This window comes from Actinomadura pelletieri DSM 43383, assembly GCF_003634705.1.
GTDB lineage: Bacteria > Actinomycetota > Actinomycetes > Streptosporangiales > Streptosporangiaceae > Spirillospora > Spirillospora pelletieri.
In genome coordinates this window covers 18,182-43,919 of sequence record NZ_RBWU01000004.1, presented here as the reverse complement: position 1 = coordinate 43,919, position 25,738 = coordinate 18,182, and the positions used below count along the sequence as shown (strand labels likewise).

At 72.5% G+C, this 25,738-nt stretch carries 22 protein-coding genes; 10 read left to right on the top strand and 12 right to left on the bottom strand.

What is annotated here, in order from left to right:
• Positions 1-387: 387 nt before the first annotated feature.
• From BZB76_RS18105 to BZB76_RS18085, 5 genes are read left to right on the top strand one after another with little or no spacing between them, the layout of a single operon-like run.
• On the top strand, positions 388-1,236 hold the full coding sequence (locus BZB76_RS18105) for an ABC transporter permease (protein ID WP_246007034.1): 849 nt from the start codon (positions 388-390) through the stop codon (positions 1,234-1,236).
• Entirely contained in the window at positions 1,233-1,958 is a 726-nt protein-coding gene (locus BZB76_RS18100; RefSeq protein ID WP_121435600.1) for an ABC transporter ATP-binding protein, read from the top strand. The genes BZB76_RS18105 and BZB76_RS18100 overlap by 4 nt, the downstream gene beginning before the upstream one ends.
• Complete coding sequence (locus BZB76_RS18095; protein WP_121435599.1) at positions 1,955-3,556, top strand: FAD-dependent oxidoreductase; 1,602 nt, start codon at positions 1,955-1,957, stop codon at positions 3,554-3,556. Before BZB76_RS18100 ends, BZB76_RS18095 begins: the two co-directional genes overlap by 4 nt.
• Entirely contained in the window at positions 3,553-3,897 is a 345-nt protein-coding gene (locus BZB76_RS18090; protein ID WP_121435598.1) for a 4Fe-4S dicluster domain-containing protein, read from the top strand. Before BZB76_RS18095 ends, BZB76_RS18090 begins: the two co-directional genes overlap by 4 nt.
• A gap of 24 nt (positions 3,898-3,921) precedes the next feature.
• Complete coding sequence (locus BZB76_RS18085; RefSeq protein WP_170180671.1) at positions 3,922-4,893, top strand: ABC transporter substrate-binding protein; 972 nt, start codon at positions 3,922-3,924, stop codon at positions 4,891-4,893.
• 57 nt (positions 4,894-4,950) lie between these two features.
• Here the strand turns inward: BZB76_RS18085 and BZB76_RS18080 are convergent, their stop codons facing one another.
• The 7 genes from BZB76_RS18080 to BZB76_RS18050 all read right to left on the bottom strand — a co-directional run bounded on the left by BZB76_RS18080 (position 4,951) and on the right by BZB76_RS18050 (position 12,590).
• Complete coding sequence (locus tag BZB76_RS18080) at positions 4,951-6,474, bottom strand: hydrogenase large subunit (RefSeq protein WP_121435596.1); 1,524 nt, start codon at positions 6,472-6,474, stop codon at positions 4,951-4,953.
• A complete protein-coding gene (locus BZB76_RS18075; protein ID WP_121435595.1) occupies positions 6,474-7,952 on the bottom strand; it encodes a proton-conducting transporter transmembrane domain-containing protein in 1,479 nt (492 codons plus the stop codon). Before BZB76_RS18075 ends, BZB76_RS18080 begins: the two co-directional genes overlap by 1 nt.
• A complete protein-coding gene (locus BZB76_RS18070; protein WP_121435594.1) occupies positions 7,952-8,611 on the bottom strand; it encodes a hypothetical protein in 660 nt (219 codons plus the stop codon). Before BZB76_RS18070 ends, BZB76_RS18075 begins: the two co-directional genes overlap by 1 nt.
• A complete protein-coding gene (locus BZB76_RS18065; RefSeq protein WP_246007033.1) occupies positions 8,608-9,588 on the bottom strand; it encodes a respiratory chain complex I subunit 1 family protein in 981 nt (326 codons plus the stop codon). Before BZB76_RS18065 ends, BZB76_RS18070 begins: the two co-directional genes overlap by 4 nt.
• Entirely contained in the window at positions 9,585-11,630 is a 2,046-nt protein-coding gene (locus tag BZB76_RS18060) for a proton-conducting transporter transmembrane domain-containing protein (protein ID WP_121435592.1), read from the bottom strand. The genes BZB76_RS18065 and BZB76_RS18060 overlap by 4 nt, the downstream gene beginning before the upstream one ends.
• Complete coding sequence (locus BZB76_RS18055) at positions 11,627-12,112, bottom strand: NADH-quinone oxidoreductase subunit B family protein (RefSeq protein ID WP_121435591.1); 486 nt, start codon at positions 12,110-12,112, stop codon at positions 11,627-11,629. Before BZB76_RS18055 ends, BZB76_RS18060 begins: the two co-directional genes overlap by 4 nt.
• Before the next feature lie 124 nt (positions 12,113-12,236).
• Positions 12,237-12,590, bottom strand: a complete 354-nt coding sequence (locus BZB76_RS18050) for an ArsR/SmtB family transcription factor (protein ID WP_121435590.1) — start codon at positions 12,588-12,590, stop codon at positions 12,237-12,239.
• 254 nt (positions 12,591-12,844) lie between these two features.
• Here BZB76_RS18050 and BZB76_RS18045 point away from each other — a divergent pair, with 254 nt between their 5' ends.
• Positions 12,845-15,463 carry a cation-translocating P-type ATPase gene (locus BZB76_RS18045; protein ID WP_121435589.1) on the top strand — a complete coding sequence of 873 codons (2,619 nt, stop codon included), beginning with the start codon at positions 12,845-12,847 and terminating at the stop codon, positions 15,461-15,463.
• Between the two features lie 25 nt (positions 15,464-15,488).
• Here BZB76_RS18045 and BZB76_RS18040 read toward each other — a convergent pair whose 3' ends face one another.
• The 3 genes from BZB76_RS18040 to BZB76_RS18030 are packed head-to-tail and all read right to left on the bottom strand — an operon-like array spanning position 15,489 to position 18,318.
• A complete protein-coding gene (locus BZB76_RS18040) occupies positions 15,489-16,556 on the bottom strand; it encodes a maleylacetate reductase (RefSeq protein WP_121435588.1) in 1,068 nt (355 codons plus the stop codon).
• Positions 16,557-16,558: 2 nt separating this feature from the next.
• A complete protein-coding gene (locus BZB76_RS18035; RefSeq protein WP_121435587.1) occupies positions 16,559-17,467 on the bottom strand; it encodes an intradiol ring-cleavage dioxygenase in 909 nt (302 codons plus the stop codon).
• A 44-nt stretch (positions 17,468-17,511) separates the two neighbouring features.
• On the bottom strand, positions 17,512-18,318 hold the full coding sequence (locus tag BZB76_RS18030; protein ID WP_121435586.1) for an IclR family transcriptional regulator domain-containing protein: 807 nt from the start codon (positions 18,316-18,318) through the stop codon (positions 17,512-17,514).
• A gap of 246 nt (positions 18,319-18,564) precedes the next feature.
• Between BZB76_RS18030 and BZB76_RS35320 the strand changes: the two genes are divergently transcribed.
• The 4 genes from BZB76_RS35320 to BZB76_RS18010 are packed head-to-tail and all read left to right on the top strand — an operon-like array spanning position 18,565 to position 23,989.
• Positions 18,565-20,118: an FAD-dependent oxidoreductase gene (locus tag BZB76_RS35320; RefSeq protein WP_121435585.1), complete on the top strand. Its 1,554-nt coding sequence runs from the start codon at positions 18,565-18,567 to the stop codon at positions 20,116-20,118.
• A 14-nt stretch (positions 20,119-20,132) separates the two neighbouring features.
• Positions 20,133-21,485 (top strand): amidohydrolase family protein, encoded by a 1,353-nt coding sequence (locus BZB76_RS18020; RefSeq protein WP_121435584.1) that lies wholly within the window; start codon positions 20,133-20,135, stop codon positions 21,483-21,485.
• Positions 21,486-21,536: 51 nt separating this feature from the next.
• On the top strand, positions 21,537-22,481 hold the full coding sequence (locus tag BZB76_RS18015) for an alpha/beta hydrolase (protein WP_121435583.1): 945 nt from the start codon (positions 21,537-21,539) through the stop codon (positions 22,479-22,481).
• A complete protein-coding gene (locus BZB76_RS18010) occupies positions 22,478-23,989 on the top strand; it encodes a CoA-acylating methylmalonate-semialdehyde dehydrogenase (protein WP_420534792.1) in 1,512 nt (503 codons plus the stop codon). Before BZB76_RS18015 ends, BZB76_RS18010 begins: the two co-directional genes overlap by 4 nt.
• A 146-nt stretch (positions 23,990-24,135) precedes the next feature.
• Here BZB76_RS18010 and BZB76_RS18005 read toward each other — a convergent pair whose 3' ends face one another.
• Both BZB76_RS18005 and BZB76_RS18000 read right to left on the bottom strand, forming a co-directional pair.
• On the bottom strand, positions 24,136-25,107 hold the full coding sequence (locus BZB76_RS18005; RefSeq protein WP_121435582.1) for an amidohydrolase family protein: 972 nt from the start codon (positions 25,105-25,107) through the stop codon (positions 24,136-24,138).
• A gap of 8 nt (positions 25,108-25,115) precedes the next feature.
• Positions 25,116-25,727, bottom strand: a complete 612-nt coding sequence (locus BZB76_RS18000; RefSeq protein WP_121435581.1) for a hypothetical protein — start codon at positions 25,725-25,727, stop codon at positions 25,116-25,118.
• Positions 25,728-25,738 lie beyond the last annotated feature (11 nt).

The following is a 25,738-nucleotide window of genomic DNA, read 5'->3' as shown; positions in this document are numbered from 1 at the left end:
TGGAGGTGGGGTTACGGGCTGTTTGTCCTGGGGTTTCCGGTTGGTGTGATCTGCGTAACCGTGGCGGTGGTCGGGCTCGGGGGTCGTTTCGGGCATATTCCCTGGTAAAACGGTAGGTTTTATAGGGAAACCTCTTCGGTGTGGACGTCTTCGCAGGTGGAGCGGGCTTCTTTGGGGGTTCACAGGGGCGGATGCCGTGTGCATGCTTGAGGCATGAACGCAGCGGAGATCTTGGTGGCGAGGCGCCACGTCGACCTCCTTCGCGTGTGCAGCGCGTCCTGTTGAACCGCTCTTTCGCATCTCTCGGCCGCTGATCGGCCCTCTCCCCCTCACCGCAGTCCGCGGATCTCGACTCCTGCCGTCCTTCCTCTGTTCGGAGGTGCCAACGTGTCCACTGACCTGCTCGATCCACCGCGCTCGGCGATTCCCGAGGCGGCGTCCCCGGCGCGCGCCGCCCGGTCCGGGGCCGTGTTCCTGTCGGCGTTGCGCCGGGCGCGCAAGGTCAGCGGGCTCGTCGCCGTCCTCGTGTTCTGGGAGGTCGGCGCGCACGCGGGCTGGCTGGGGAGCACGACTCCGCCGCTCAGCGACGTCGCCGTGCGCGGCTGGGAGATGGTGTCGTCGGGGGCGCTGTTCGAGAACCTCGGGGTCTCCCTGGTGCGGGTTCTGAAGGGGCTGGCGATCGGGCTGCCGACGGGCCTGGTTCTGGGGCTGCTCTCCGGGCTGTTCCGGATCAGCGAGGACATCATCGACGCGCCCGTCCAGGCGGTCCGGATGCTGCCGCACCTCGCGCTGGTCCCGCTGTTCATCATCTGGTTCGGGATCGGCGAGACGTCCAAGGTCGGCCTCATCGCGGTCGGTGTCGTGTTCCCGCTCTACATCAACGTGTTCCACGGGATCCGGGGAGTGGACGAGCGGCTGGTGGAGTCCGCTCGTACCTGCGGGCTCGGCCGGCTGGGGCTGGTCCGGAAGGTCATCCTGCCCGGGGCGCTCCCGCAGATCCTCGTCGGGTTGCGGATGTCGCTCGGTGTCGCGTGGCTGACGCTCGTCGTCGTGGAGCAGTCGGCGACGGCCACCGGCATCGGTTTCGTCATCAACCAGGCCACCCAGTTCCTGCAGATGGACACGGTCTTCCTGGTGCTCGTGGTGTACGCGCTGCTGGGCGTCTCGACGGACCTGCTGGTGCGGCTGATCGAGCGGCGCGCCCTGGCGTGGCGGAGGGGGCTGGTGGCGCGATGACCGCGGGGGAAGTGCGCGTCCGCGGGCTGCGGCGGGTGTTCGGCGCGCGTGCCGTCCTGGACGGCGTCGATCTGGACATCGCGCCCGGCGAGTTCGTCGCGCTGCTCGGCGCGAGCGGGTCCGGGAAGAGCACGCTGCTGCGCGCCCTGGCCGGGCTGGACGGCGACGGCAGCGGGGAGATCGACGTCCCCGCCAAGCGCGCCGTCGTCTACCAGGAGCACCGCCTGCTCCCCTGGAGCCGGGTCTGGGACAACGTCGTCCTCGGCCTGCAAGGGCGTGACCTGCGCAAGCGGGCCGAGGCGGCGCTGGCCGAGGTCGGGTTGACGGCCCGCGCCGACGCGTGGCCGCTCACCCTGTCCGGCGGGGAGTCGCAGCGCGTCGCGCTGGCCCGGGCGCTGGTCCGGACGCCCGATCTTCTGCTGCTGGACGAACCGTTCGGGGCGCTGGACGCGCTCACCAGGCTCAACGCGCAGGCGCTCGTCGCAGACCTGTGGGCCGAGCACCGTCCGGCGGTGCTGCTGGTCACCCATGACGTCGAGGAGGCGCTCCTGCTCGCCGACCGCGCGCTGCTGCTGGCGGACGGCCGGATCGAGCGGGAGTACCACGTCGACCTTCCCAGGCCGCGGTCGCTGGACGACCCGCGGTTCATCGCGCTGCGGCGCGACCTGCTCGACGGGCTCGGAGTGCGGCCCGTCGCGACGACAGTCAAGGAGGCATCATGACCGAGCCGACCGCCGATGCGACCGAACTGACCGCCGATGTGCTCGTCGTGGGCGGCGGGCCCGCCGGGGCGTGGGCCGCGATCAAGGCCGCGGAGGCCGGCGCGGACGTCGTCCTCGCCGACAAGGGATATCTCGGGACGAGCGGCGCGACCGCGTCGGCGGGCACCGGGGTCTGGTACGTCGAGCCGGACCCGGACGCCCGGGAGGCGGCCATGGCCAGCCGTGAGGGCCTCGGCGGCCACCTCGCCGACCGGGAGTGGATGGCCCGTGTCCTCGACCAGACGTACGCGAACATGAACGAGCTGGCCGAGATCTCCAAGTACCCGTTCCCGGAGGACGAGCACGGACGGCAGATCCGGCGCGGCCTGCAGGGGCCGGAGTACATGCGGCGGATGCGGGTGCGGGTGCGCCGGTCGGGCGTGCGGATCCTCGACCACAGCCCGGTCACCGAACTGCTCGCGGACGGCTCCGGCGCCGTCGCCGGAGCCGCCGGCTACCGTCTTCGCGACGACCGGCCGTTCCGGGTCCGGGCGGGCGCGGTCGTGCTTGCGACCGGCGGGTGCGCGTTCCTCAGCAGGGCCCTGGGCTGCGACGTCAACACCGGGGACGGTGCGCTGTTCGCGGCGGAGGCGGGCGCGGAGATGTCCGGCATGGAGTTCTCCAACGCGTACGCGATCGCGCCGGCCTTCACCTCCGTGACCAAGACGGCGTTCTACATGTTCGCCACCTTCTACCACGCGGACGGGACCGTCCTGGAGGGCGCGGGCAGCCAGCGGGGCCGGTCGGTGATCGCCCGGACGCTGCTGAGCGAGCCCGTGCTGTGCCGCATCGACCGGGCCACGCCCGAGGAGCAGCGGGCGATGCGCCTCGCGCAGGCCAACTTCTTCCTCCCGTTCGACCGGCAGGGCATCGACCCGTTCACCGACCTGTTCCCCGTCACGCTGCTCGCCGAGGGGACCGTCCGCGGCACCGGCGGCATCCGGATCACCGGCCCCGACTGCGCCACCTCGGTGCCCGGCCTGTACGCGGCGGGCGACGCCGCCACCCGCGAGCTGATCTGCGGCGGCTTCACCGGCGGCGGCAGCCACAACGCGGCCTGGGCGATGTCGTCGGGCACGTGGGCGGGGCAGGGCGCCGCGCGTTACGCGACCGGCCTGGGCGGACGAGCCAGGGCGCGGGACGTGCGGGCGCTCGGCGAGGCGGGCCTGCGGCCGTCCGGACACTCCCGCGGACGGGTCGACCACGCCGATGTCGTCGCCGCCGTCCAGGCCGAGGTGCTGCCCTACGACAAGAACCTGCTCCGGCACGGCGACCGTCTCACCCCGGCGCTCGACGTCCTCGACCGGACGTGGCACGAACTGCGCGGCGCCCTCCGCGCGGACGGCGCCGAGATCGTCCGGGCGCGGTCGGCCGCCGCGATGACCGCGCACGCCCGCTGGATGTACAACGCCGCGCTCGCCCGCACCGAGACGCGCGGCATGCACAAGCGCCAGGACCGGCCCGACAAGGACCCGGCCCAGCACCACCGGCTCATCACCGGCGGTCTCGACGACATCTGGACGCGCCCGGAGACCCCCGCGCCGGCGGTGGCGTCGTGATCGAGATCGTCTCCCGGGAGCGCTGCATCGCCTGCGACAAGTGCATCGACGTCTGCCCGACGAACGTCTTCGACCGCGGCCCGGACGGCATTCCGGTCATCGCCCGGCAGAGCGACTGCCAGACCTGCTTCATGTGCGAGGCCTACTGCCCGGTCGACGCCCTGTTCGTCGACCCGCGCTCGCACCCGCTGCCCGAGCCCCCCGACGAGGCGGAACTCGTCGCCGCCGGGACGCTCGGCAGCTACCGCAGGCAGATCGGTTGGGGCCGGGGCCGCACCCCCGGCGCCAAGCTCGCGGTCGGCCCGTCCCTCGACCGCTCGAACAGACCCCTGACCTCCTGAGACGACCCTGTGAAAGGCATCACCGTGAAACTGCCCCGAGTGCTGGCCGCCGGCTTGATCTTCCTCGCCGCGACGGCATGCGGTTCCTCCGCGGCCGACTCCGGCTCCGGGACGCTCCGCATCGGAGTGATCGGCTCGGGTGTCGGCAACAAGCTGAACCGCGCCGTCGGGTTCCTCCACGAGCGCGGCGAGCTGCTGCCGGAGCTGAAGGCCGCCGGCATCAGCAAGATCAAGGTCGCGACGTTCCCGAACGGCCCCGACCTGAACCAGGCCCTCGCCGGCGGCTCCCTCGACATCGGCGTGTACGGGGACACCCCGGCGCTCATCGGACGCGGCCGGGGCCTGCCGACCCGGCTGCTCTCGCTCAATTCCATCCGCCTGGACGCCGCGATCGTCGCCAAGAAGAACGGCGGTCCGGCGTCCCTCAGGGACCTGGAGGGCAAGCGGATCGGCGTCCAGACCGGCTCGTACATCCACCGCTACCTGCTCGGCGCGCTGGAACAGGCGGGGGTGAAGCCGAAGGAGATCATCCACATGTACACGCCGGCGATCATCGCGGCGCTGGAGAAGAACTCGATCGACGCGGGCGGGCTGGTCTCGGCCGACCAGGTGGCGGTGGAGAAGAAGGGGCACCGGTCGATCGACGTCGCGTCCCGGGACCACCCGGACCTCCTCGGCACGTCCGCCACGGTCGTCACGGAGAAGTACCTGGCCGGCCACAAGGACATCGTCAAGGTATGGCAGCGGGCCGAGACGAAGTCCGTGCAGGTCGCCAAGGCCAACTGGCCGGCCTACACCGCCTTCGTGGCCAGGACGGGCGGCTATGCCCCCGACATCACCATCAAGACGACGTTGCAGGACCAGTTGCCCGACGAGCCCTTCCCCGCGGAGGGTCTGAAACTGCTCGAAGGGACCAAGGCGTTCCTCGTCCAGCAGACGCTCATCAAGAAGGACTACACGCTCGACTCCTGGCTGGCGCCCGGGGCCAGGCCGTGAGCGAACTCCACACCGACGTCCTCGTCCCCGGCGGCGATCCCGCCGGGGCGTGGGCGGCTAGAGGTCGTTGCCGGCGTAGGAGAGGTTGAAGCTCTTGTTCACCAGGGGGAAGTCGGGGACGATCGCGCCGGTCAGCGCGATGGGCAGGGCGGGCCAGTTGAAGAACGAGGGGTCGACGATCTTGGTGCGGGTGAGGGTGCCGTCGGGAGCGAGTTCCACCCGGTGGACGATGGTGCCGCGCCAGCCCTCGACGATGCCGACACCGGAGGCCCGGCCGTCCGGCCCGCCGCCGCCCGTGGCGTGGTCGAGCGGTGGCCAGTAGGTGGTCGAGCCCGGGGTCGCCCCCTGGGCCAGATCGGTGATGATCGCGATCGAGGCCGCGATCTCGCGGGCCCGGATCTGGAAGCGCGCCAGCACGTCACCGGAGTCGGCGGTCGGGACGGTCAGCGCGGGACGCAGGTCCGTGCAGGGGTGGTCGCGGCGGGCGTCGATGTCGAGGCCGCTGGCACGGGCGACATAGCCGAGCGCGCCCAGGTCGCGGGCGGCCTGCGCGCTGAGCGGGGCGGTCCCGGTGAAACGGTCGGCGACCACGGTATGGCCGAGGGCCAGTTCGACCAGCTCGGCGATGTCGGCCTCGATCGACCGCATCAGCGCGGGGTCGGGGATCACGCGCAGCACGGCGCCGCCGAGCCGGACGCCGCCGCGCAGCAGCCGGTGCCCGGTGACCGCCGCGTTGAGGCGGAGCAGTTGCTCGCGGACACGGCCGAACTGGGCGTTCAGGATCGAGTGGCCGACGTCGTTGCACAGCGCGCCCAGGTCGGTGACGTGGTTGTAGAGCCGTTCGAGTTCCAGCAGCATCGCGCGGTTGCGTTGCGTGCCGGGTCCGACCCGCACGCCGGCGGCGTCCTCGACGGCCAGGCAGAAGGCGAGGGTGTGGCCGACGGTGGTGTCGCCGCTGACGCGCTCGGCGAGCGGCACGGCGTCGGCGGGAAGCCGTCCCTGAAAGAGCTTCTCGATGCCCTTGTGCACGAACCACAGGCGGGCCTTGAGCTTGAGGATGCTCTCCCCGACGACGGAGAAGCGGAAGTGGCCGGGTTCGATGAGCCCGGCGTGCACGGGCCCGACCGGGATCTCGTAGACGCCCGGACCCTCGACCTGGACGAACGGATAGGGCCCCTCCGGGTCACCGAATTCCGGTGGCGGTCCGGCGTCGTCGCGCATCGGATACCAGCCGCGCGGCCAGTGGTGGTGCCGGACGAGGCGGCGCGGCAGCGGATGCCCCTGCGGGACGATGCCGTACAGGTCGTGCATCTCCCGCTCGAACCGGCCCGCCGGGAAGCTGAGCCCGGCCAGGCTGGGCAGCACGGGATCGCCCTGGTCGAGCCGGACGTGCAGTTCCGTGCGCCGGTCGGGCCCGGGGCGGGTGAACAGGTACACCACGCGCAGGGCGTCGGGGTCCTGGTGCGCCGCTACCAGGGCAAGCCGGGCGCCCTCGTCCAGGAGGGTCGCAGCGCGTCCGGGCAGGCCCTCGGTGTCGACCTCGATGGCCGTCCGGTCGGGGCGATCGTCGGGTGAGCTCATCAGTGCGCTCCGAGGACGGTGGCCGCGTGGTCCAGGAGGGTGCGCAGCGGGCCGAGGCCGATGCCGATCGCGGCGCAGCCCAGCAGCCCGAGGACGAGCGCCGCCGCGTCCGCGCGGGGCCGCCGGACGGGAAGGGCCGCCGCGCCGGGCCCGTCCTGCGGGCCGCCGAGCAGCATCCGACCGGTCCGGGCGGCGAGGGACGCCGTGATGACGAGCAGCAGGATCAGCGCGGCCCCGACGGCCCAGCCGAGCCCTTCGGCGAACCCGGCGCGGAAGACGCCCAGCTCGCTGGCGAACGGGCCGAACGGCGGGAACCCGAGCAGCGCGAGCACGGCCGCGCCGAACGCGGCGGCGACCAGCGGCGCGCGCCCGGCGAAGCCGCGCACGGCGTCGATCCGGCCGGCGCCGACGGCCTGGTGGATGTGCCCGGACGCCAGGAACGCGACCGACTTCGCCAGACCGTGCCCGAGGACGTGCAGCAGCACGGCCGTGACGGCCAGCCGTGACCCGATCGCGGCGCCGAGCGCGAGCAGACCCATGTGCTCGATGCTGGAGTAGGCGAGCATCCGCTTGTAGTCGCGCTGGGCCAGCAGCAGCGCGGCGGCGATCGCGAGCGAGGCCAGCCCGGCGGTCAGCAGCAGCGTCCGGGCGGGCCCGATGCCGAGCGCGATGTCGGCGATCACCTTCACCCGCAGCACGGCGTAGAACGCGACCGACAGCAGGACGCCGGACATGAGCGCCGACACCGGGGCGGGGGCCTGGCTGTGCGCGTCGGGCAGCCAGGCGTGCAGCGGGGCGAGGCCCGCCTTGGCGCCGAAGCCGAGGATCAGCAGGGCGACGGCGATGCGGGTGACGTCCGGGTCCAGCTGGGCGGCGTGGGCGGTGAGCCGTGTCCAGTCCAGCGACCCCGAGGACGGGACGTTCGCGTGCCGCGCCGCGAAGTGCAGCAGCACGATGCCGAGAAGCGCCAGCGCGATACCGGTCGAGCAGATCACCACGTACTTCCAGGCGGCCTCGACGGCGTTGCGGGTGCGGCGGTGCCCGACCAGGAACGCGGTGAGGATCGTGGTGCCCTCGATCGCGACCCACAGGACACCGAGGCTCGCGGCCAGCACCGCCAGCGCCATCACGGCGACGAACCCCTGGGTGAGGACGCCGTAGCGGCGCATGTCGGGGGCGGTGGCGCGACCGGCGGACCGCTCCGCGGCCAGGTAGCCGGGGCTCGCGAGCATCGCCGGCACCGCGACCGCGCCGATCACGATCAGCATGAACGCGCTGAGGGAGTCCGCGCGGAGCAGCCCGCCGACACCGGTGCGCGGCGCGTCCACGGCGACGACGGCCAGCGCGATCGCGGCGGCCAGCAGCGCGGCGGCCGCGGCCGTGGCCAGCCACGCGGTGGCGCGCCGCCAGCCGAACGCGGCGTAGGCACCGGCCGCGAGTGCCGGTGCTCCGATCGGGGCGATCAGCAGAAGGGTCATCAGTCGCGCAACTCCCGCAGATCGTCCAGGTCGGTGTCGCCGAACGCGGCCCGCATCCGGGCGGTCAGCACCTGCAGCACCAGCACGGCCAGCAACACGTCCAGGGAGACCCCCAGCTCGACGATGAGCGGGACCCCCGTGGTGGTCAGGAACGCGATCGCCGTGATGCCGTTGTCCACCAGCAGGAACCCGACGACCTGCGACAGGGCGTGCCGCCTGGTCACCAGGACGAAGAACCCGACCAGCACCACGGTCAGCGCGACCGGCACCGCCCGCACGGCCGGCGCCGGGTCCAGGGCCACCACCGGACGCGTCACCGCGAAGGACAGCAGCGCCAGCAGCGCGGCGATCACCAGCGAGGCGGCCACGTTCACCCGCGGGTCGGTCTCGCGCGCCGCGCCGCCCGCCGTCATCGCGCGCCGCAGCATCCAGGGCAGCGCGACCGCCCGCAACAGCCCGATCCCCACCGCCAGGCCGACCACCTCCGGGTCGCCCTCCTCGACGCCGAGCACGGCGACCAGACAGCCGAGCGCCACGCCCTGCAGGGCGAACAGCCGGACGATCGCGGCCAGGTCACGCCGCCACAGCACGAGCACCCCGGTGAGCAGGAAGGCGCCGCAGGCGAGGTCCAGAAGTCGGAGGTAGAGGGTGTGGTTCACGGGCTCACCAGGAAGTAGGACGCGGCCACGGCCAGCAGCGCCAGCACGAACGAACCGGCCAGCAGCTCCGGCACCCGGAACATCCGCAGCTTGGCCATGAACACCTCACCGGCGGCCAGCGCGCCGCCGAGCAGCGCGACCTTGGCCGCGAACGCCGCCAGCGCGACGGGCAGCATCGCGACCGACGCCCCGGCGATGCCCCAGGGCGCGAACAGGTTGGCGACCAGGCCGAGCAGGATCGTCAGCCGCATCGCCGACGCCCATTCCACGAGCGCCAGGTCCGGACCGGAGTACTCCAGCACCATCGCCTCGTGGATCATCGTCAGTTCCAGGTGCGTGGACGGGTTGTCCACCGGAATCCGCCCGGTCTCGGCGATGGCCACGACCATCAGCGCGACCGCGGCGAGCACGCTCACCGGGGACGCCACGCGCTGCGGCTCGTGCAGCGTCGAGGTGACGATCGCACCGAGGTTGGTGGACCCGACCGGCACCGACAACGCGAAGATCGACACCAGGATCGTGGGTTCCACCAGCGCCATCACCGTCATCTCGCGGCTGGCGCCCATCCCGCCGAAGGCGGTGCCGGTGTCCAGCCCGGCCAGCGCGAGCGCGACCGTGCCGAGCGCCAGCAGGGCGGTGACGGCGAACAGGTCGGCGGCGCCGTCCAGCGGGGACGCCGTGGTGGCGATCGGGATCACGGCGGCGATCACCAGTGCGGTGCCCGCCAGCAGCAACGGCGCGATCCGGAAGACCGGCCCGGTGCCGTCCGGGGTGATCGGCTCCTTGCGGGCGAGCTTGCGCAGGTCCCGCCAGGGTTGCAGGACGCCGGCGCCGGCACGTCCCTCCATCCGGGCCCGCACCTGCCGCATCAGCCCGACCAGCAGCGGCGCTCCGGCTCCCACCAGCACCACCTGCGCGACCGCCCCGGCCGCGCCCGCACCGCTCACCGTGATCCCGCTCATCGCGACACCGCTCATCGCAGCACCGCCAGCGCGACCAGCACACCGGTGAAGGCGTAGAAGCCGTATCCGACGTAGCGGTGGACGCTGCCGTTGGCCAGCGGCCGGGCGGCGCGTCCGGTCCACGCCATCGCCGCCAGCACCGGCCGGTACAGGCGGTGCTCGATCCGGTCGCCCACCCGGGCCCGGTAGGTCACGCTGTCCACCAGGTACGAGGACTCGGTGACCGGGGTGACGTCCAGGTCGGTCTCGGGGGCCAGGACGTCGTCGAACACCCGCTGCAACGGCTCGGCGAACGAGGTCGCCGTGTACTCCGTCCGGGCCGACATCGGCCCGACGCCGCAGTCCCACAGCCGCGCCCGGCGTCTCGCTCGGGCCCGGCGGGCCGCGGGCGCGGCGGCGCGCAGCACCGCGACCGAGGCGACCATCGCGACCAGCAGCGCCCCCGCGACGACGAGCGGGGACACGGTGCTCGGCAGCCCCGCGGGCTGCAACGTCACCGACGCGGACACCGCTTCGGGGCCGGGAACCGCCACGGCGACGGCGCGCGACAGGCCCGACGCCGCCCAGCCCGGCGCCAGCGCGAGGGCGACGCAGCACACGGCCGCCGCGCCCATCCCGACCACCATCGTCGCGGGGCTCTCGTGCGCCCGCTCGGCCGCGCGCGTGCGCGGTCTGGCCAGGAAGCCCACGCCGAAGGCCTTGACGAACGTGGCGATCGCCAGGCCCGCCGACAGCGCCACCACCGCCACCGCCAGCGGCATCGTGACCGCCGAGACGGTCCCGCCCGCGGGCAGCGCGTGGATCAGGCTCTGCACCAGCAGCCACTCGCTCACGAACCCGTTGCCGAGCGGCAGCGCCGACGCCATCAGCGCCCCGACGCCGAACAGCGCGGTGGTCGCCGGCATCGGCGAGCGCAGACCGCCGAGGGCGTCCAGGTCGCGGGTGCCGGTGGCGTGCACCACCGACCCCGCCGACAGGAACAGCAGCGTCTTGAAACCCGCGTGGTTGACGACGTGCAGCAGCGCGGCGGTCATCGCCAGCGCCGCGAGCGGACGGGCGTCCGAGGCGGCGAAGATCCCGCAGGCGCCGACGCCCACCAGCACCAGCCCCAGGTTCTCGCAGGTCGAGTACGCCAGCAGCCGTTTCAGGTCGGTGGCCACCGCGGCCTGGAGGATCCCGTACAGCGCCGACACCGCGCCCGTCGCGAGCACCAGCAGCCACCACCACACCGGCCCGCCGCCCAGCAGGTCGAACCCGACCCGCAGGATACCGTAGACGCCCAGGTTGACCATGGCCGCGCTCATCAGCGCCGACACGTGGCTCGGCGCCTCGGGGTGGGCGCGCGGCAGCCACACGTGCAGCGGAACCATGCCCGCCTTGGACGCGAAGCCGACGAAGGTCGCGACGAACACCGCGCCGCGCACCGCCGGCGACATGCCCTCGTCGGACGCCGCCCGCAACTGCGCGAAGGTCTCGCCGTCCGCCGCCGCGGCGAACCCGACGAGACCGGCCAGGATGACCACCAGACCCAGGTGCGTCATCACCGTGTACCACAGGCCCGCCTCGACGACCGCCGTCCGCCGCCGGTGTTCGGCCACGACCAGCAGCAGCGAGGTCAGCGCCATCAGCTCCCACGCCACGAGGAACGTGCTGACGCTGGCCGCCGCCGTCACCAGCACCATGGCCGCCACGAACAGCGGCACCATCGCCTGGGTGACCCGGGAGTCCAGGCCGGTGCCGTCGGAGCCGGGACGGGCGTAGCCCACCCCGTACACCGCCGCGCACACCGCGACCGCACCCGTGACGGCGAGGAACAGGCCGCCCAGCGGATCGATCGCCAGCCGGACACCGGCCAGGGGCAGCAGGTCCGGCAGCCACGCGTCCCAGGAGCGACCGGCCAGGGCCGCGCCGCCCGCGACCACCGCCAGCAAGCCCGCGGCGCCGGTTCCGAGTCCCGCCCCGACACGGCGGGCTCGGCGCGGCAGCGTCGTCGCGGCCGTCACGGCGAGCAGGCTCGATGCCAATGCCGCCGAGAAGGCGGCGCCCGTCAGGCTCATCGGCCGGTGAGCCCCCGCAGGGCCGCGACGATCGCGTCCGGTTCGGGCGGGCACCCGGGGACCTCGACGTCCACCGGCACCACATCACCGACGGCGCCGACCACGCCGTACGCCTCGGCGAACACCCCGCAGTTGCGGGCGCAGTCCCCGACCGCCACCACGACCTTCGGGTCGGGCACGGCCTCGTGGGTGCGGCGCAGCGCCATCCGCATGTTCCGGGTCACGGGCCCGGTCACCAGCAGCGCGTCGGCGTGCCGCGGCGAGGCGACCAGCCGCGCCCCGTAGCGCTCGGCGTCGTACACCGGGCCGAACGTCGAGGCGATCTCCACCTCGCACCCGTTGCAGGAGCCCGCGTCCACATGCCGGATCTGCACCGAACCGCCGAACTCCCGCGCGCGGTCCGGGGTCACGCCCGCGGGACGCGCCGGCGGCGGCTCGGCCACCCGTCCGGTCTTACGGATCTTGCGCAGCAGCTCTTTCACCGTGGTCCTCAATGTGAGATACGCGATACGGCACCAACCCGCAGGAAGGCTACCGTCCTGCGCAATTGCCAACGTTAGCAACTCACTACAACTCGGCGGGCAAACCCTGACCGGATCAGCGGAGTCAGGAGCGTTTGGGGCCCTCGGCGGCACCCGCCGCCCGCAGATCGTCGAGCAACTCGGCCTGCCCCGACAGCACCCCGGTCAGGATCGCCCGCGCGACGCCCAGCAACTCCGCCACGCGCGGACTCGTCAGCGAGTAGATCACCGAGGAGCCCTCCTTGCGGGAGACCACGAGCCCCGCCCGGCGCAGCACCGCCAACTGCTGCGACAGATGCGCCGGCTCGATGCCCACCTCGGGGAGCATCTCGGACACCGCGTGGTCGCGTTCGCTCAGCAGCTCCAACACCCGGATCCGAGCCGGATGTCCCAGCGTCTTGAAGAACTCCGCTTTCAGCTGGTACAGCGGTGCGCTCACGGTGCCCGATCCCCCTTCGCCGACCCCGGCGTCACGTCATCACGCCGTCATCGGAACCGGCTGACGTGACATGAACGCCGGTGACTAAATCGGCAATTGCCGACATTAGCAAGCGAACCGCCCTGACACGGGAGCCGTGTTCCCGGCCCCGTGGCCGGTCCGTCCGGTGGCATGGGTTCGTCGATCCGGGGGACCTTCGGCCCTGTCGGTCGAAGGCCCCCCGCCCGCAGAGTGGAGCTCCAGGAGGTGTGGCGATGACGACGGTGCTCGCTCCCTACCGCCGGCCCGCCGAGGACGTCGTGCGCGACCTCGGCACGGACGCGTCCAGCGGGCTGGCGTCGAGCGAAGCGGCGGAACGGCTGGGGCGGGACGGGCCGAACACGCTGCCCGCCGCCCGTGGCCGCGGCCCGGTGACGCGGTTCCTGCTGCAGTTCAACAGCCCGCTGATCTACGTGCTGCTGGTCTCGGCGGCGGTCACCGCGCTGCTCGGCGAGCATGTCGACGCGGCGGTGATCGGCGGTGTGGTGCTGGTGAACGCCGTGGTCGGGTTCGTCCAGGAGTCCCGTGCGGAGAAGGCGCTGGGCGCGCTCGCGGCCCTGTCGCGGACGACGGCGACGGTGGTGCGGGACGGCGCGTCGCGGCGGGTGGCGGCGGCCGATCTGGTGCGCGGCGACCTGGTGGAGCTGGACGCGGGCGACAAGGTGCCCGCCGACCTGCGACTGCTGCGCACCGACGAGCTGGCCGTGGACGAGTCGGCGCTCACCGGCGAGTCGGTGCCGGTCGCCAAGGACCCGGCGCCGCTGCCCGAGGTCGCGCTCGCCGACCGCACCGCGATGGTGTTCTCCGGCACCCTGGTCACCGCCGGACGCGCCGCGGGCCTGGTGGTCGCCACCGGGGCGGACACCGAACTGGGCGGCATCCACCGCCTCATGCACACCACCGCCGCCGTGCAGACCCCCCTCACCCGCAAGATCACCCAGTTCAGCAAGATCGTCACGGTGGCGATCCTGGCCCTGGCGGCGCTGACCTTCGGCATCGGCATGCTGCGCGGCCGGGGCGCGACCGAGATGCTCACCGCGGCGGTCGCGCTCGCGGTCGGCGCGATCCCCGAGGGCCTGCCCGCCATCGTGACCATCACCCTCGCGCTCGGGGTGGCCAGGATGGTGCGGCGCGGCGCGATCGTCCGGCACCTGCCCGCCGTGGAGACCCTCGGCAGCACCACCGTCATCTGCACCGACAAGACCGGCACCCTCACCCGCAACCAGATGACCGTCACCCACATCACCGCCGCCGGGCGCGACTACACCGTCACCGGCACCGGCTACGCGCCCACCGGTGAGATCCGGCGGGACGGGGAACCGGTCGACCTCGCCGGCCATCCCGTCCTCCGCGAGACCCTCCTCTGCGGGGTGGGCTGCAACGACGCGCGGCTCGTCCAGAAGGACGGAACGTGGACGATCACCGGTGATCCGACCGAGGGCGCCCTGCTCGCCAGCGCCGGCAAGGCGGGCCTGGACGACGCGCCGGCCCGGGTCGCCACGCTGCCGTTCAGCTCCGAGCGCCGCTACATGGCCACCCTCCACGACGACGGCACCGTCTACGTCAAGGGCCCGGTCGAACGGCTCCTCCAGCTCTGCGACGACGCGGCGGGCGACGACGGCTCCCCGGTCCCGCTGGACGTGGACGCCGTCCACGCCCGCGCCGAGGCCTACGGGGAGCAGGCGCTGCGCGTGCTGGCCTTCGCCCGCGGCCACACCACCGCGCCGGACCTGGACGAGCTGCCTCCGCTGACGTTCCTCGGCCTGCAGGCGATGCTGGACCCGCCCCGGCCCGAGGCGGCCCAGGCCGTCCGCACCTGCCACGACGCCGGAATCCAGGTCAAAATGATCACCGGTGACCATGCGGCCACCGCCCGCGCCATCGGCGCCCGCGTCGGACTCCACGGCGACGTGATGACCGGCGCCGAACTCACCGCCGACGTCCCACCGGAACGCGTCCGCGACACCGCCGTGTTCGCCCGCGTCTCCCCCGAGCAGAAACTCCGCCTCGTCCGGGCGCTCCAGCAGGACGGGCACGTCATCGCCATGACCGGCGACGGTGTCAACGACGCCCCCGCCCTCAAACAGGCCGACATCGGCGTCGCCATGGGACGCACCGGCACCGACGCCGCGAAGGAGTCCGCCGACATGGTCCTGACCGGCGACGACTTCGCCTCCATCGAACAGGCCGTAGAGGAAGGCCGCGGCGTGTTCGACAACCTGGTCAAGTTCATCGTGTGGGCGCTGCCGTCCAACGTCGGGCTCGGTCTGGTCCTGGTCACCGCGATCGTCGCCGGAACCGACCTGCCGATCCTGCCGCTCCAGGTGCTGTGGCTGAACATGACCGCCGTCCTGGTCCTCGGGCTGCCGTTCGCCGTCGAACCCAAGGACGAGCACATCATGAGCCGCCCGCCCCGAGATCCGTCCCTGCCCCTGATCTCCCGCGCGCTGACCCTCAGGATCCTCCTGGTCTCGGCGATCCTGCTCGCCGGGGCGTTCGGGCTCCAGCACTGGGAACGCGCTCACGGCGCGTCCCCCGAACTCGCCCAGACCATCGTCGTCAACGTGTTCGCGTTGACCCTGACGACCTACCTGTTCAACTGCCTGTCCCTCGACCGTCCGCTGCTGTGGCGGGGCGTCCGCCGCAACCCCTGGATCGCCGCCAGCGCCCTCGGCCTCATCGCCCTCCAACTCCTCTACACCTACACCCCGGGCATGAACGACCTGTTCCACTCGGCGGCACTCGACGCCGCCGCCTGGGCACGGATCGTCGCCGTGGCCGCGCTGTCGTACGCGGCGGTGGAACTGCTGAAACTCGTCCAGCGCGGGCGTTGATCCGGCGAGCCCCGAGGTGGGCGCCTCAGGGGCGTGGGGGGTCGCCGGTCCAGGCCCTGCGGAGCAGGCGTCTCACCGCTTCGCGGGTCACGGGCGCGGGGTTCGCGTAGGGCGCGTTCACGACCTCGTCGCAGACGGGCTCGATGCCGCTCTCGGACATGCCGAGTTCGCGGAGGGACCGTGGCGCGTCCAGCGCGCCGGCGAGGTCCCACAGGCGGCGGGCGGGGTCGTCGGCGTCCAGGGCGCGGGACAGGGCCTCGACCGCGTCGGGGGCGGCGGGCTGGTTGTGGGCGAGGGCGTGCGGCAGCACGACGGTGTGGGTGGCGGCGTGCGGGAGGTCGAGGGAACCGCCGAGGGCGTGACACAGCTTGTGGTGCAGGGACATGGTCGTGGCGCCGAGGGTCGCTCCGCACAGCCAGGACGCGTACAGCGCCTTCGCGCGGGCGTCGACGTCGGCGCCGTCGGCGAACACGGCCGGGAGGGCCTCGGCCATCGCGCGGACGCCCTCCTCGGCCATCAGCGAGACGACCGGGGAGCGGTCGGGCGCGTAGAGGGCCTCGACGGCATGGGCAACGGCGTTGAATCCGCTGGTCACCGACATGCCGATCGGAAGTCCGAGGGTGAGGTCGGGGTCGTACAGGACGGCGGCCGGGAGCACCCGCGGGTCCTTGCCGGTCCGTTTGCGCCCGTTCTCGGTGAGGCCCCAGACGGTGGTCATCTCCGAGCCCGCGTAGGTGGTGGGGACGGCGACGACCGGCAGCCCGTGTTCGAGCGCGACGGCCTTTCCGAGGCCGATGGCCGATCCGCCGCCGACGGCGACACACCCGTCGGCGCCGAGTTCGGCGGCGCGGGCCCGGGCCTGCGCGGCGACCTCGATCGGGACGTGCATGCGCGCCTCGGCGAGCACCCCGGCGGAGCGGTCGCCCAACGCGTCCGCGACGGCCTCGCCGGTGTCGCGCTGCTCGGGCGAACAGAGCACGAGGGCACGGCCCAGGCCCAGTCGCGCGATCTCCTCGGGGAGGGACGCGACGACGCCGGACCCGAACCGCACCCGCATCGGGAGCGCGTCGTAGGTGAACTCGGTCTGGACCATGGTCACGCTTCCCGCTCGATGGTGTCGGGACGGAGGACGACGTCGAAGTTCACCGTGCGGAACGGGTTCGGCAGCCCGACCTGCGCCGCGCGCTCCGGGTCGTCGACCGTGGGGAACTCGCGCACCAGGCTGGGCTTGACCCCGAACACGGCGTCGGAGTCGATGAACGGGGTGCCGGCGACGAACAGGTGGGTGGTCACGGTCCGGTATCCGGGGGCGGACACCTCGAAGTGGATGTGCGCGGGCCGGTTCGGGTGCCGGGACGTCGCCGTCAGCAGGCGACCGACCGGGCCGTCCTGCGGGATCGGGTAGTAGCGGGGGACGATCGAGCGGAACCAGAACCGTCCGTCGTCGTCCGCGGTGAACAACCCGCGGAGGTTCAGCGGTGGTTGGACGTCGGGTTGCTGAACGTCGTAGAAGCCCTCGTCGTTGGCCTGCCACACGTCGATGGTCGCGCCGGGGACGGGCCGTCCGTCCGGGCCGGCGACGCTGCCGGTGACCAGGCACGGCTCTCCCTTGCCGTCCTCGGCGATGTCGGCGCCGAGTTCCCGGGCAGGGGAGGCGACCATGTGGAACGGGCCCTCGACCGTGGATTCGGTGAGTGCGCCGTCCGCCCGGTTGTTGAGGGTCTCGACCAGCATGGACACGCCGAGGACGTCGGAGAGCAGGATGAACTCCTGCCGCGTGTCGCTGCACGTCTTCCCGGTCGCGGTGAGGAACTCGACCGCCGCCGCCCATTCCCGTTCGGTGAGTTCCACGTCCTTCACGAAGTCGTGCAGGTGACGGACGAGGGAGGTGAGGATCAGGCGCAGGCGCGGGTCGGGCGTCGCGGCGAAGCTCGCCGCGACGACCTCGGCCGACCGCTCCTCGCTGAACAGTTCGGCGGGGTCGGGGGCGTCGTGTCGGGTCATGGTCGTCCTCGATCTCTCTGGGCGGTTCTTCGGTACCGGCGCGCTCAGGGCCGGCGGACGGATCGCTGGGGCGCGGCGTGGATCAACTCATAGTCCCGTCCGATCGCACCGGTCGTCTGGAGGAGCAGGGGCAGCAGGTCGTCGACGAGCTCGCGCTCGCCGACCTCGGCCGCGATCGCGGTGACGTTGATCGCCGCGACCGTCCGCCCGTCCCCGTCGCGCAGAGGCGCGGCGACGGAGCGGATTCCGGGCGCGACCTCCGCGTCCGTGGTGGCCCAGCCGCGGGCGCGCACCTCCCGCAGCTCGGCCTCGATCTCGGCGACCGGTCTCGGCCGGTGCGGCCGTACCGGGGAGCGCGAGGCCGTGCGCAGCGCCGTGCGCAGGGCGTCCGCGTCCAGGGACGCGAGCAGGACCTTGCCGAGCGCCGTGCTGGCGGCGGGCAGGCGCATGCCCACCTTGACGTTGACGGCGACCACCTTCGGGACCTCGACGCGGGCGACGTAGATGACGTCCGAGCCGTCGAGTTCGGCGACGGAGGCGGCCTGCCCGGTCTGCCGCACGAGGTCGCGCAAATGCGGCTGCGCCACCTCCCACAGTCCGGTCGACAGCGTGTAGGCGACGCCCAGTTCGAGGACGCGCGGGGTGAGCGCGACGCCCTCGGACGTGGTGCGCGCGTACCCGAGATGTTCGAGCGTGCGGACGATGCGCCGGGCGGTGGGCCTGGCCAGCCCGGTCGCGGTGGCGATCTCGGTGAGGGACAGCGGCACGGGATGCGAGCCGAAGCATCTGAGCACGTCGAGCCCGCGGGCGAGGGCCTCGATGAAGTCCGGCCCGGCGTCGTCGCGCGGCATGTCGCTCCTCTCGTCGGGGCCACCTGTCCGGGCCTAGAGTACGAGATACGACCGCTCTCCGGTCAAGTGCCCGTTTTTCGGGAACGAGAGCCGGGCAGGCCTATCTTCGCAGGCAAAAGAGCAGAGCAATGAATGGACACCGGCCTTGACAGGCGTGTTCCGCCCACCCATGCTTCTGAACCACAGCACGTTTGACCGTAGAGCGGACGATTGTCCGCTGAACGGTCGTTCCAGTGGAGGCAGCTTATGTCGAACAGCGCCACATCCGCCGATGCCGTCGTCGTCGGTGGTGGTCCGGCCGGTCTGACCGTCGCGGCCGAGGCCGCGCGCGCCGGGGCCCGGGTCGTCGTGTTGGAGCGCCGCACGGAGGACACCCACTCACGGGCCGGAGTGATCCAGCCGCGTGTGCTGGAGCTGTTCGACGTCCGCGGCCTCATGGACCGGTTCCGCGCCGCGGCCGAACTCTGGCGGCCGGACTTCGAGGTGCCGCGCTACATCTATGCGGGGCTGATCGGGCTGCGCTACGACCTGCTCGACAGCAAGTTCCCGTACGCGCTGATCCTGCCGCAGATGACCACCGAGCACCTGCTCGCGGAATGGGCCGCGGAACAGGGCGCCGACGTGCGCCGCGGGATCACCTACCTCGGGCACGCGCAGACCGCGGCCGGCGTCACGGTCACCGCGCGCGACGCCGCGGGCCGGGAGTTGGAGTTCGGCGCGCCCTACCTGGTGGGCGCCGACGGCGCGCGCAGCCTCGTCCGCGAGACGGCCGGCATCCCGTTCGAGGGCCACGCGACGCGGATGACCGCGGTGGCCGTGGACGCCGACCTGCCCTTCCCCTGGCAGGCGTCCATGCAGATGAAACGCAACGAGCACGGCTGGGTGCTCGCCTACCCCTTCGGCCGGGGCATCACCCGGTTCATCATCGTCGCGGAGCACCGTCGGAACGTTCCCAAGCACGAGCCGGTCACCATGGACGAGGTACGGGAGTCCCTCCGGCTGATCTTCGGGGACGACTTCGGGGTGACGTCGGCGCGGTGGCTGTCCCGGTACGGCGACGCGCACCGCATGGTGCCCGCGTTCCGCCGGGGCCGGGTGCTGCTCGCCGGGGAGGCGACCCGCGTCCACTATCCGGCCAGCGGCATCGGGATGAACTACTGCATCCAGGACGCCTTCAACCTCGGTTGGAAACTCGCCCTGGCCGCGACGGGCCGTGCCCCCGACGCGCTGCTCGACACCTACCACGACGAGCGCCACCCGGTGCTGAAGGCCCTGATGGACGATGTCGCCGCGCAGTGCGGGCTGCATTTCGACTTCTCCCACGCCGGGCTGGCCCTGAAGGACTTCGTGGAACGGGAGCTCATCCCGATTCCCGAGGTCAACGCGGTCCTCCGCGACCGGCTGAGCGGCTTCGGCACGTCCTACCACCGCGCCCTCGACCCGCACGCCGCGGACGGCACCCGGGTCAGCGACTTCCCGCTCTCCGCGCCCGCGACGACGTACACGCGGGTCGCCGAGGACGCCTGTTTCGTCCTGGCCGAGGCCGCCGGAAGCACGGCGACCGGAAGCACGGCGACCGGCCGGAGCCTGCCCGACCTGGTCACCGCCGTGACGGCGCCCGCCGACGCGCTGGCGCAGCGGTTCGCGGGCGCGGCGGCGGTGCTGATCCGTCCCGACGCCTATGTGGCGCGTGCCTGGGCGGCGCGGCCCACCGACGAGGACGTCGCCACCGCCTTCCGGATGGCGACCCGGCAGGAGACGGGCGCGGACGCCGTCCACCGGCAGCCCGAACACGCCTGACACGAGGAGTGACCATGACCGACCGCGCGCCACGGCGCATCCTGATCGCGAACGGTCGGGTCGTCACCGGCGACCCGGCGCTCGGCACGCTCACCGGCTGCGACGTCCTGATCGAGGACGGTCTCATCACCGGCGTCGGGCCCGGCCTGCCCGGTGACGGCGCCGACACGATCGACGCCCGCGACATGATCGTCTTTCCCGGGCTCGTCGACACCCACAAGCACACCTGGCAGTCGGCGGTCCGGCATCGCTGCGCCGAGCTGGACCTGCCGAGCTACTTCGGGGAGATGTTCGGCCGGCTCGGATCGCTCTACCGGCCCGAGGACGTCTACGCCGGGAACCTGCTCGGCGCCCTGTCCGCCCTCGACGCGGGCACGACCACGCTCATGGACTGGTCGCACGTGCAGAACTCGCCGGAGCACAGCGACCAGGCGATCGCCGCGCTGCGCGACAGCGGGATCCGCGCGGTGTTCGGGCACGGCTGGCCGCTGGTCGACCTGCCGGCGTGGATCGCGGGCAGCGACCGGCCGCACACCGACGACGTCCGGCGCGTCCGCCGCGAGCTGCTCGACGACGACGAGGCCCTCGTCACGCTGCACCTGGCGGGACGCGGCCCGGAGCTGTCCACCATGGACGCGACCCGCGCCGACCTCGCCATGGCCCGCGACCTGGGGATACGCACGTCCATCCACATGGGGTGCGGGCCCGAGTTCGGCGCGATGGCCGCCATCGCCCAGTTGAACCGGGCCGGGCTGCTCGGCCCCGACCTGACGTTCGTGCACTGCAGCGAGTCCGGCGACGACGAGTTCGCGATGATGGCCGACAGCGGCGCGTCGATCGCGCTCGCCCCGCACCACGAGCAGGCCCTGCCCGGGATCGGGCACACCCCGATCGACCGCGTGCGGGCGTTCGGGATCACGGCCGGGCTGAGCACCGACACCGAGACCGTCGGCGCCGCCGACCTGTTCACGCAGATGCGGGCGGGGCTCGCCGCCCACCGCAGCCAGCTCGCCGACGGACGCACCCGCTTCGCGGACAGGCTCGACCCGTTCGGGGTCGCCGAGGTCTTCGCGATGGCGACCCAGGGCGGCGCCGACACGCTCGGGCTCGGTGACCGGATCGGGAGCCTGACCGTCGGGAAGCGCGCCGACGTCGTCCTGGTCCGCGCGACCGACCCGAACCTGTTCCCGGTCACCGATCCGGTCGCCGCGCTGGTCTGCGCCGCGCATCCGGGCAACGTCGACACCGTCCTGGTCGACGGTGTCGTCCGCAAGCGGGCCGGTGCGCTCGTCGGCGACGGACCCGCCGCGATCGACCGCGCCCGGGACCTCGCGCTGGCCTCCCATCGCCGCCTCCTCGGCGGCTGACCGCATGTCCGCACGTCCACCACGTCCCCGCACACTCCCCGAAAGGTCACCATGACGCTCGACCCCGACGTCGCCGGATTCCTGTCCGCCCTCCGCTCCGCCGGCGCCCCGCCCGGCTTCTCCGGGGCGCCCGACGAGATGCGCGAACGCATGCGGAACGCGATCGAGAGCACCTGGGATCCCGCGGGGTTCGCCCCGGTGAAGAGCGTCGACGACATCGTCGTCGACGGGCTGCGCCTCAAGGTCGTCCGGCCTCTCGCCGACGGCCCGGCGCCCACCGTGCTCTACTTCCACCCCGGCGGCTTCATCATGGGCAGCGCCCATCTCATGCAGGACGTCGCGCGGCGGCTCGCGCACGACCTCGGCGCCTGGGTGGTGTCCGTGGACTACCGGCTCGTCCCCGAACACCCGTTCCCTGCGGCGGTCGAGGACGCGGCGGCCGCGCTGCGCTGGACGGTCGACTCCATCGGCGACCTCGGCGGCGACCCGGCGCGGATCGGCCTCGCCGGGGAGAGCTCGGGCGCGAACCTGGCGGCCGTCACGGCGCTGTGGGCCCGCGACGCCGGCGTTCCGGTGGCGGGTCAGCTGCTCGCCTGCCCGGTGACGAACTTCGCGGCCCGGTACCCGTCCGTCGACGAGAACGCCGAGGGCCACTTCCTGACCCGGGACGATCTCGCCGTCATCCGATGGCACTACGTCGGGGACGACGAGGCCCGCGCCCTGGACCCACGCGTCTCCCCCGCCCTGGCGACCGACCCGGGCGGGGTGGCCCCGGCGGTGGTCGGGGTGGCGGGGTTCGACCCGCTGCGCGACGACGGGATCGTCCACGCCGCGCGGCTCCTGGAGGCCGGGGTGCCCACCGCCCTGCGCGTCTATCCGGGGCTGATCCACCCGTTCTTCGGCATGCCCGGCCTGTCCCCGGCCGCGGACGCCGCCGTGACCGAACTGACCGGCCTCCTCGGCGACCTTCTCGGCGGGACGGAGGAAACCGCGTGACCACCGACCTCAACGATGTGCGGGAGATCCGGCACTGGATCGACGGCAAGGAACTCGTCGGCTCCAGCGGGAACACCGCGCCCGTGACCGACCCGGCGACGGGCCGCGTCACCGGACGGGTCTCGATGGCGGACGCCGCCGACGCGCGCACCGCGATCGCGTCGGCGAGGGCGGCGTTCCCGGCCTGGCGGGACCTCTCCCTCACCCGGCGCACGCAGATCGTCTTCCGGTTCCGTGAACTGCTGGACCGGCGCAAGCCCGAACTGGCGAAACTGATCACCGCCGAGCACGGCAAGACGCTCGCCGACGCGCTCGGCGAGATCAGCCGGGGGCAGGAGGTGGTCGAGTTCGCCTGCGGCATGCCGCACCTGCTCAAGGGCGCGATGACGGAGAACGCCTCCACCAACGTCGATGTCTGCTCGATCCGCCAGCCGCTCGGACCGGTGGCGATCATCTCGCCGTTCAACTTCCCCGCGATGGTGCCCCTGTGGTTCTTCCCTGTCGCGATCGCCGCGGGCAACACCGTGGTGCTGAAGCCCAGCGAGAAGGACCCGTCCGCCGCGGTCTGGCTGGCGGAACTGTGGGCGGAGGCGGGGCTGCCGCCGGGCGTGTTCACCGTCCTGCAGGGCGGCAAGACCGCGGTCGACGAACTGTTGACGCACCCCGACGTCAAGGCGGTGTCGTTCGTCGGCTCCACCCCGGTCGCCCGGTACGTCTACACGACGGCGAGCGCGCACGGTAAGCGCGTGCAGGCGCTCGGCGGCGCGAAGAACCACATGCTCGTCCTGCCCGACGCGGACCTCGACGTCACCGCCGACGCCGCGGTGAGCGCCGGGTTCGGCTCCGCCGGTGAACGGTGCATGGCCGTCAGCGTCGTGATCGCGGTCGGCGACGTCGCCGACCGGCTCGTCCCCGGGATCGCCGAACGGGCGGCGGCCATCCGGGTCGGTGACGGCACGCGTTCCTGCGACATGGGCCCGCTGGTGACCGCGCAGCACCGCGACAGGGTCGCCGGGTACATCGACGCCGGGGAGCGGGACGGGGCGACGGTCGTCCTCGACGGGCGGCACGTCGAACCGGACGGGGCCGCGGACGGCTTCTGGCTCGGCCCCACGCTGCTCGACCATGTCACGCCCGAGATGACGGTCTATGTCGACGAGATCTTCGGGCCGCTGCTGTCGGTGGTCCGGGTCCGCACCTACGACGAGGCGATGGCGCTCATCAACGCCAACCCCTACGGCAACGGCGCGTGCGTCTTCACCAGGGACGGCGGCGCGGCCCGGCGGTTCCAGAACGAGGTCGAGGCGGGGATGGTCGGAGTCAACGTGCCCGTCCCGGTGCCGATGGCGTACTACAGCTTCGGCGGGTGGAAGAACTCCCTTTTCGGCGACACCCACGCGCACGGCACCGAGGGCGTCCACTTCTTCACCCGGGGCAAGGTCGTCACGAGCCGCTGGCCCGACCCGGCGACCCGCGGCCTCGACCTCGGGTTCCCGCAGAACAGCTGACACCGGCTCGTACGAAACGGCCCGCCCGGCGCCTTCGCGCCGGGCGGGCCTTCTCAGTTCCGACGTCAGGAGAGGGCGGCTTCGCCGCTCACCTCGGGCCCTCCCTTGGTGCTCGCTGGCGCGGCCCGGCCCTCATCAGGGCGATGTCAGGCGATCTCGGGGGCGGGCCGTCCGGCGGCCGCCATGCGCCGCGCCGCACGCGGGAACAACTCCAGGGCCCGGCTTCGCACGTCGCCCGCTTCCTCGGGGGACAACGCGCCGCATCGCAGCAGGCTCGAACGGTTCGATTCGGCGGACGACTCGGTGGTGCAGGGTGCGCCCCAGTCGCTTCCATAGACGATGTGGTCGGCTCCGACCGTCGCGATCGCCGGGAGAAGGGAGGACGCGAACGCGGTCGCCGCCGTGTCGACATAGAGCGAGGACGTCTGCTCGTCGACGTCCCGGGCGGTCACGCCCTGAGGCACCCAGGATTCGTTTCCCAGGAGCCGGAGACGTCCGGTCAACGCGGGGAACGCTCCCCCGCAGTGTGCGATGACGAACGTGATGTTCGGAAAACGCGCGAACGTTCTCCGGAAGACCATGTCGAAGACCGTCCGGGCGGTGTCGAAAGCCACCTCGTAGAGGGGTGCGGGATGGTCGAGGGTCGGCGGAAGGCGCGCGTCGGGATGGACGAACACCACCGCGTTCCAGTCATCGAGTCGCTTCCACAATGGGTCGAGGGATTCGTCGCCCAGAAAGACGCCGTTGTACCGCGTCGTCACGGCGAATCCGTCGGCGTCAAGGCTTTCCCATGCCCGCTCGGCCTCCGCGACGGCCGCCCCAGGGTCGTCGGTGGGCAGCGCCCCCAGAAGACCGAACCGCGACGGGTGACGCGTCACCAGGTCCGCGCCATAGTCGTTCGACGCCCGAAGGCGCGACAGGCCGTTCGGGATGTTGCTCAGTAGTTGCATGGCGGTCCCGGACGCGTCCATGTAGGCCAGGGTGCGTTCCAGCGACCATTCGTGAGGTTCGGGAAAGTAGATGCCCTTGGCCAGCATGGCCTGCCAGGCACGGACCCGCTCTTCCCCGGTGCTCGGCGGCGTGAAATGCGCGTGAATGTCGATGTACTCGTCCGCCATGTCGGTGCCTAATCCTCGAAGAGTCGGAGGCCGTCCTCGATCTCCGAAAGAGGGCTCTGTTTCAGGTAGGGCTCCAGGGCCTCGCGCGCCTGCGCCGGTGACATGAGCGCGGAGGCGTCCACCTCGTCGACGCGCCAGCTGCCGGTGTCGTCGTAGATGAACTCGCCGACGAGTCGGCCGGCGCGGTAGGGCCAGGTGGCGGCGAACCGATGCGAGACCTGGTACGTGCCGTCCGGGCGGACGTCCTCACCGGCGAGCGCGGCGTCGTCTCCGCGGACGACCTGGGCGAAGACGGCCTCGATGAAGACGCCGTGGTCGGAGACGGCGACCTTCTCCTCCAGCGCCCCGAAGACGTTCGCGCCCTGCCCGACGATGTCCGAGTAGAACTGCCGGACCTCGTCCATACCTTCGCAGACGAGCGTCCTTCCGCGTTCGGTGAGCCGGTACACCGGGTGATCGACGATCATCGCCGGGATCAGGATGTCCTCCCAGTAGCCGGACACCTCCAGCAGCGCGTGCCTGCGGTAGTTCTTCAACATGTGCCGGTGCCGCGGATCGTCGACCACGGCGAGCGCCGCGTCGACACCCGCCGTGATGCCGCGCACGTCGAAGACCTTCATCTCTTCGCTCC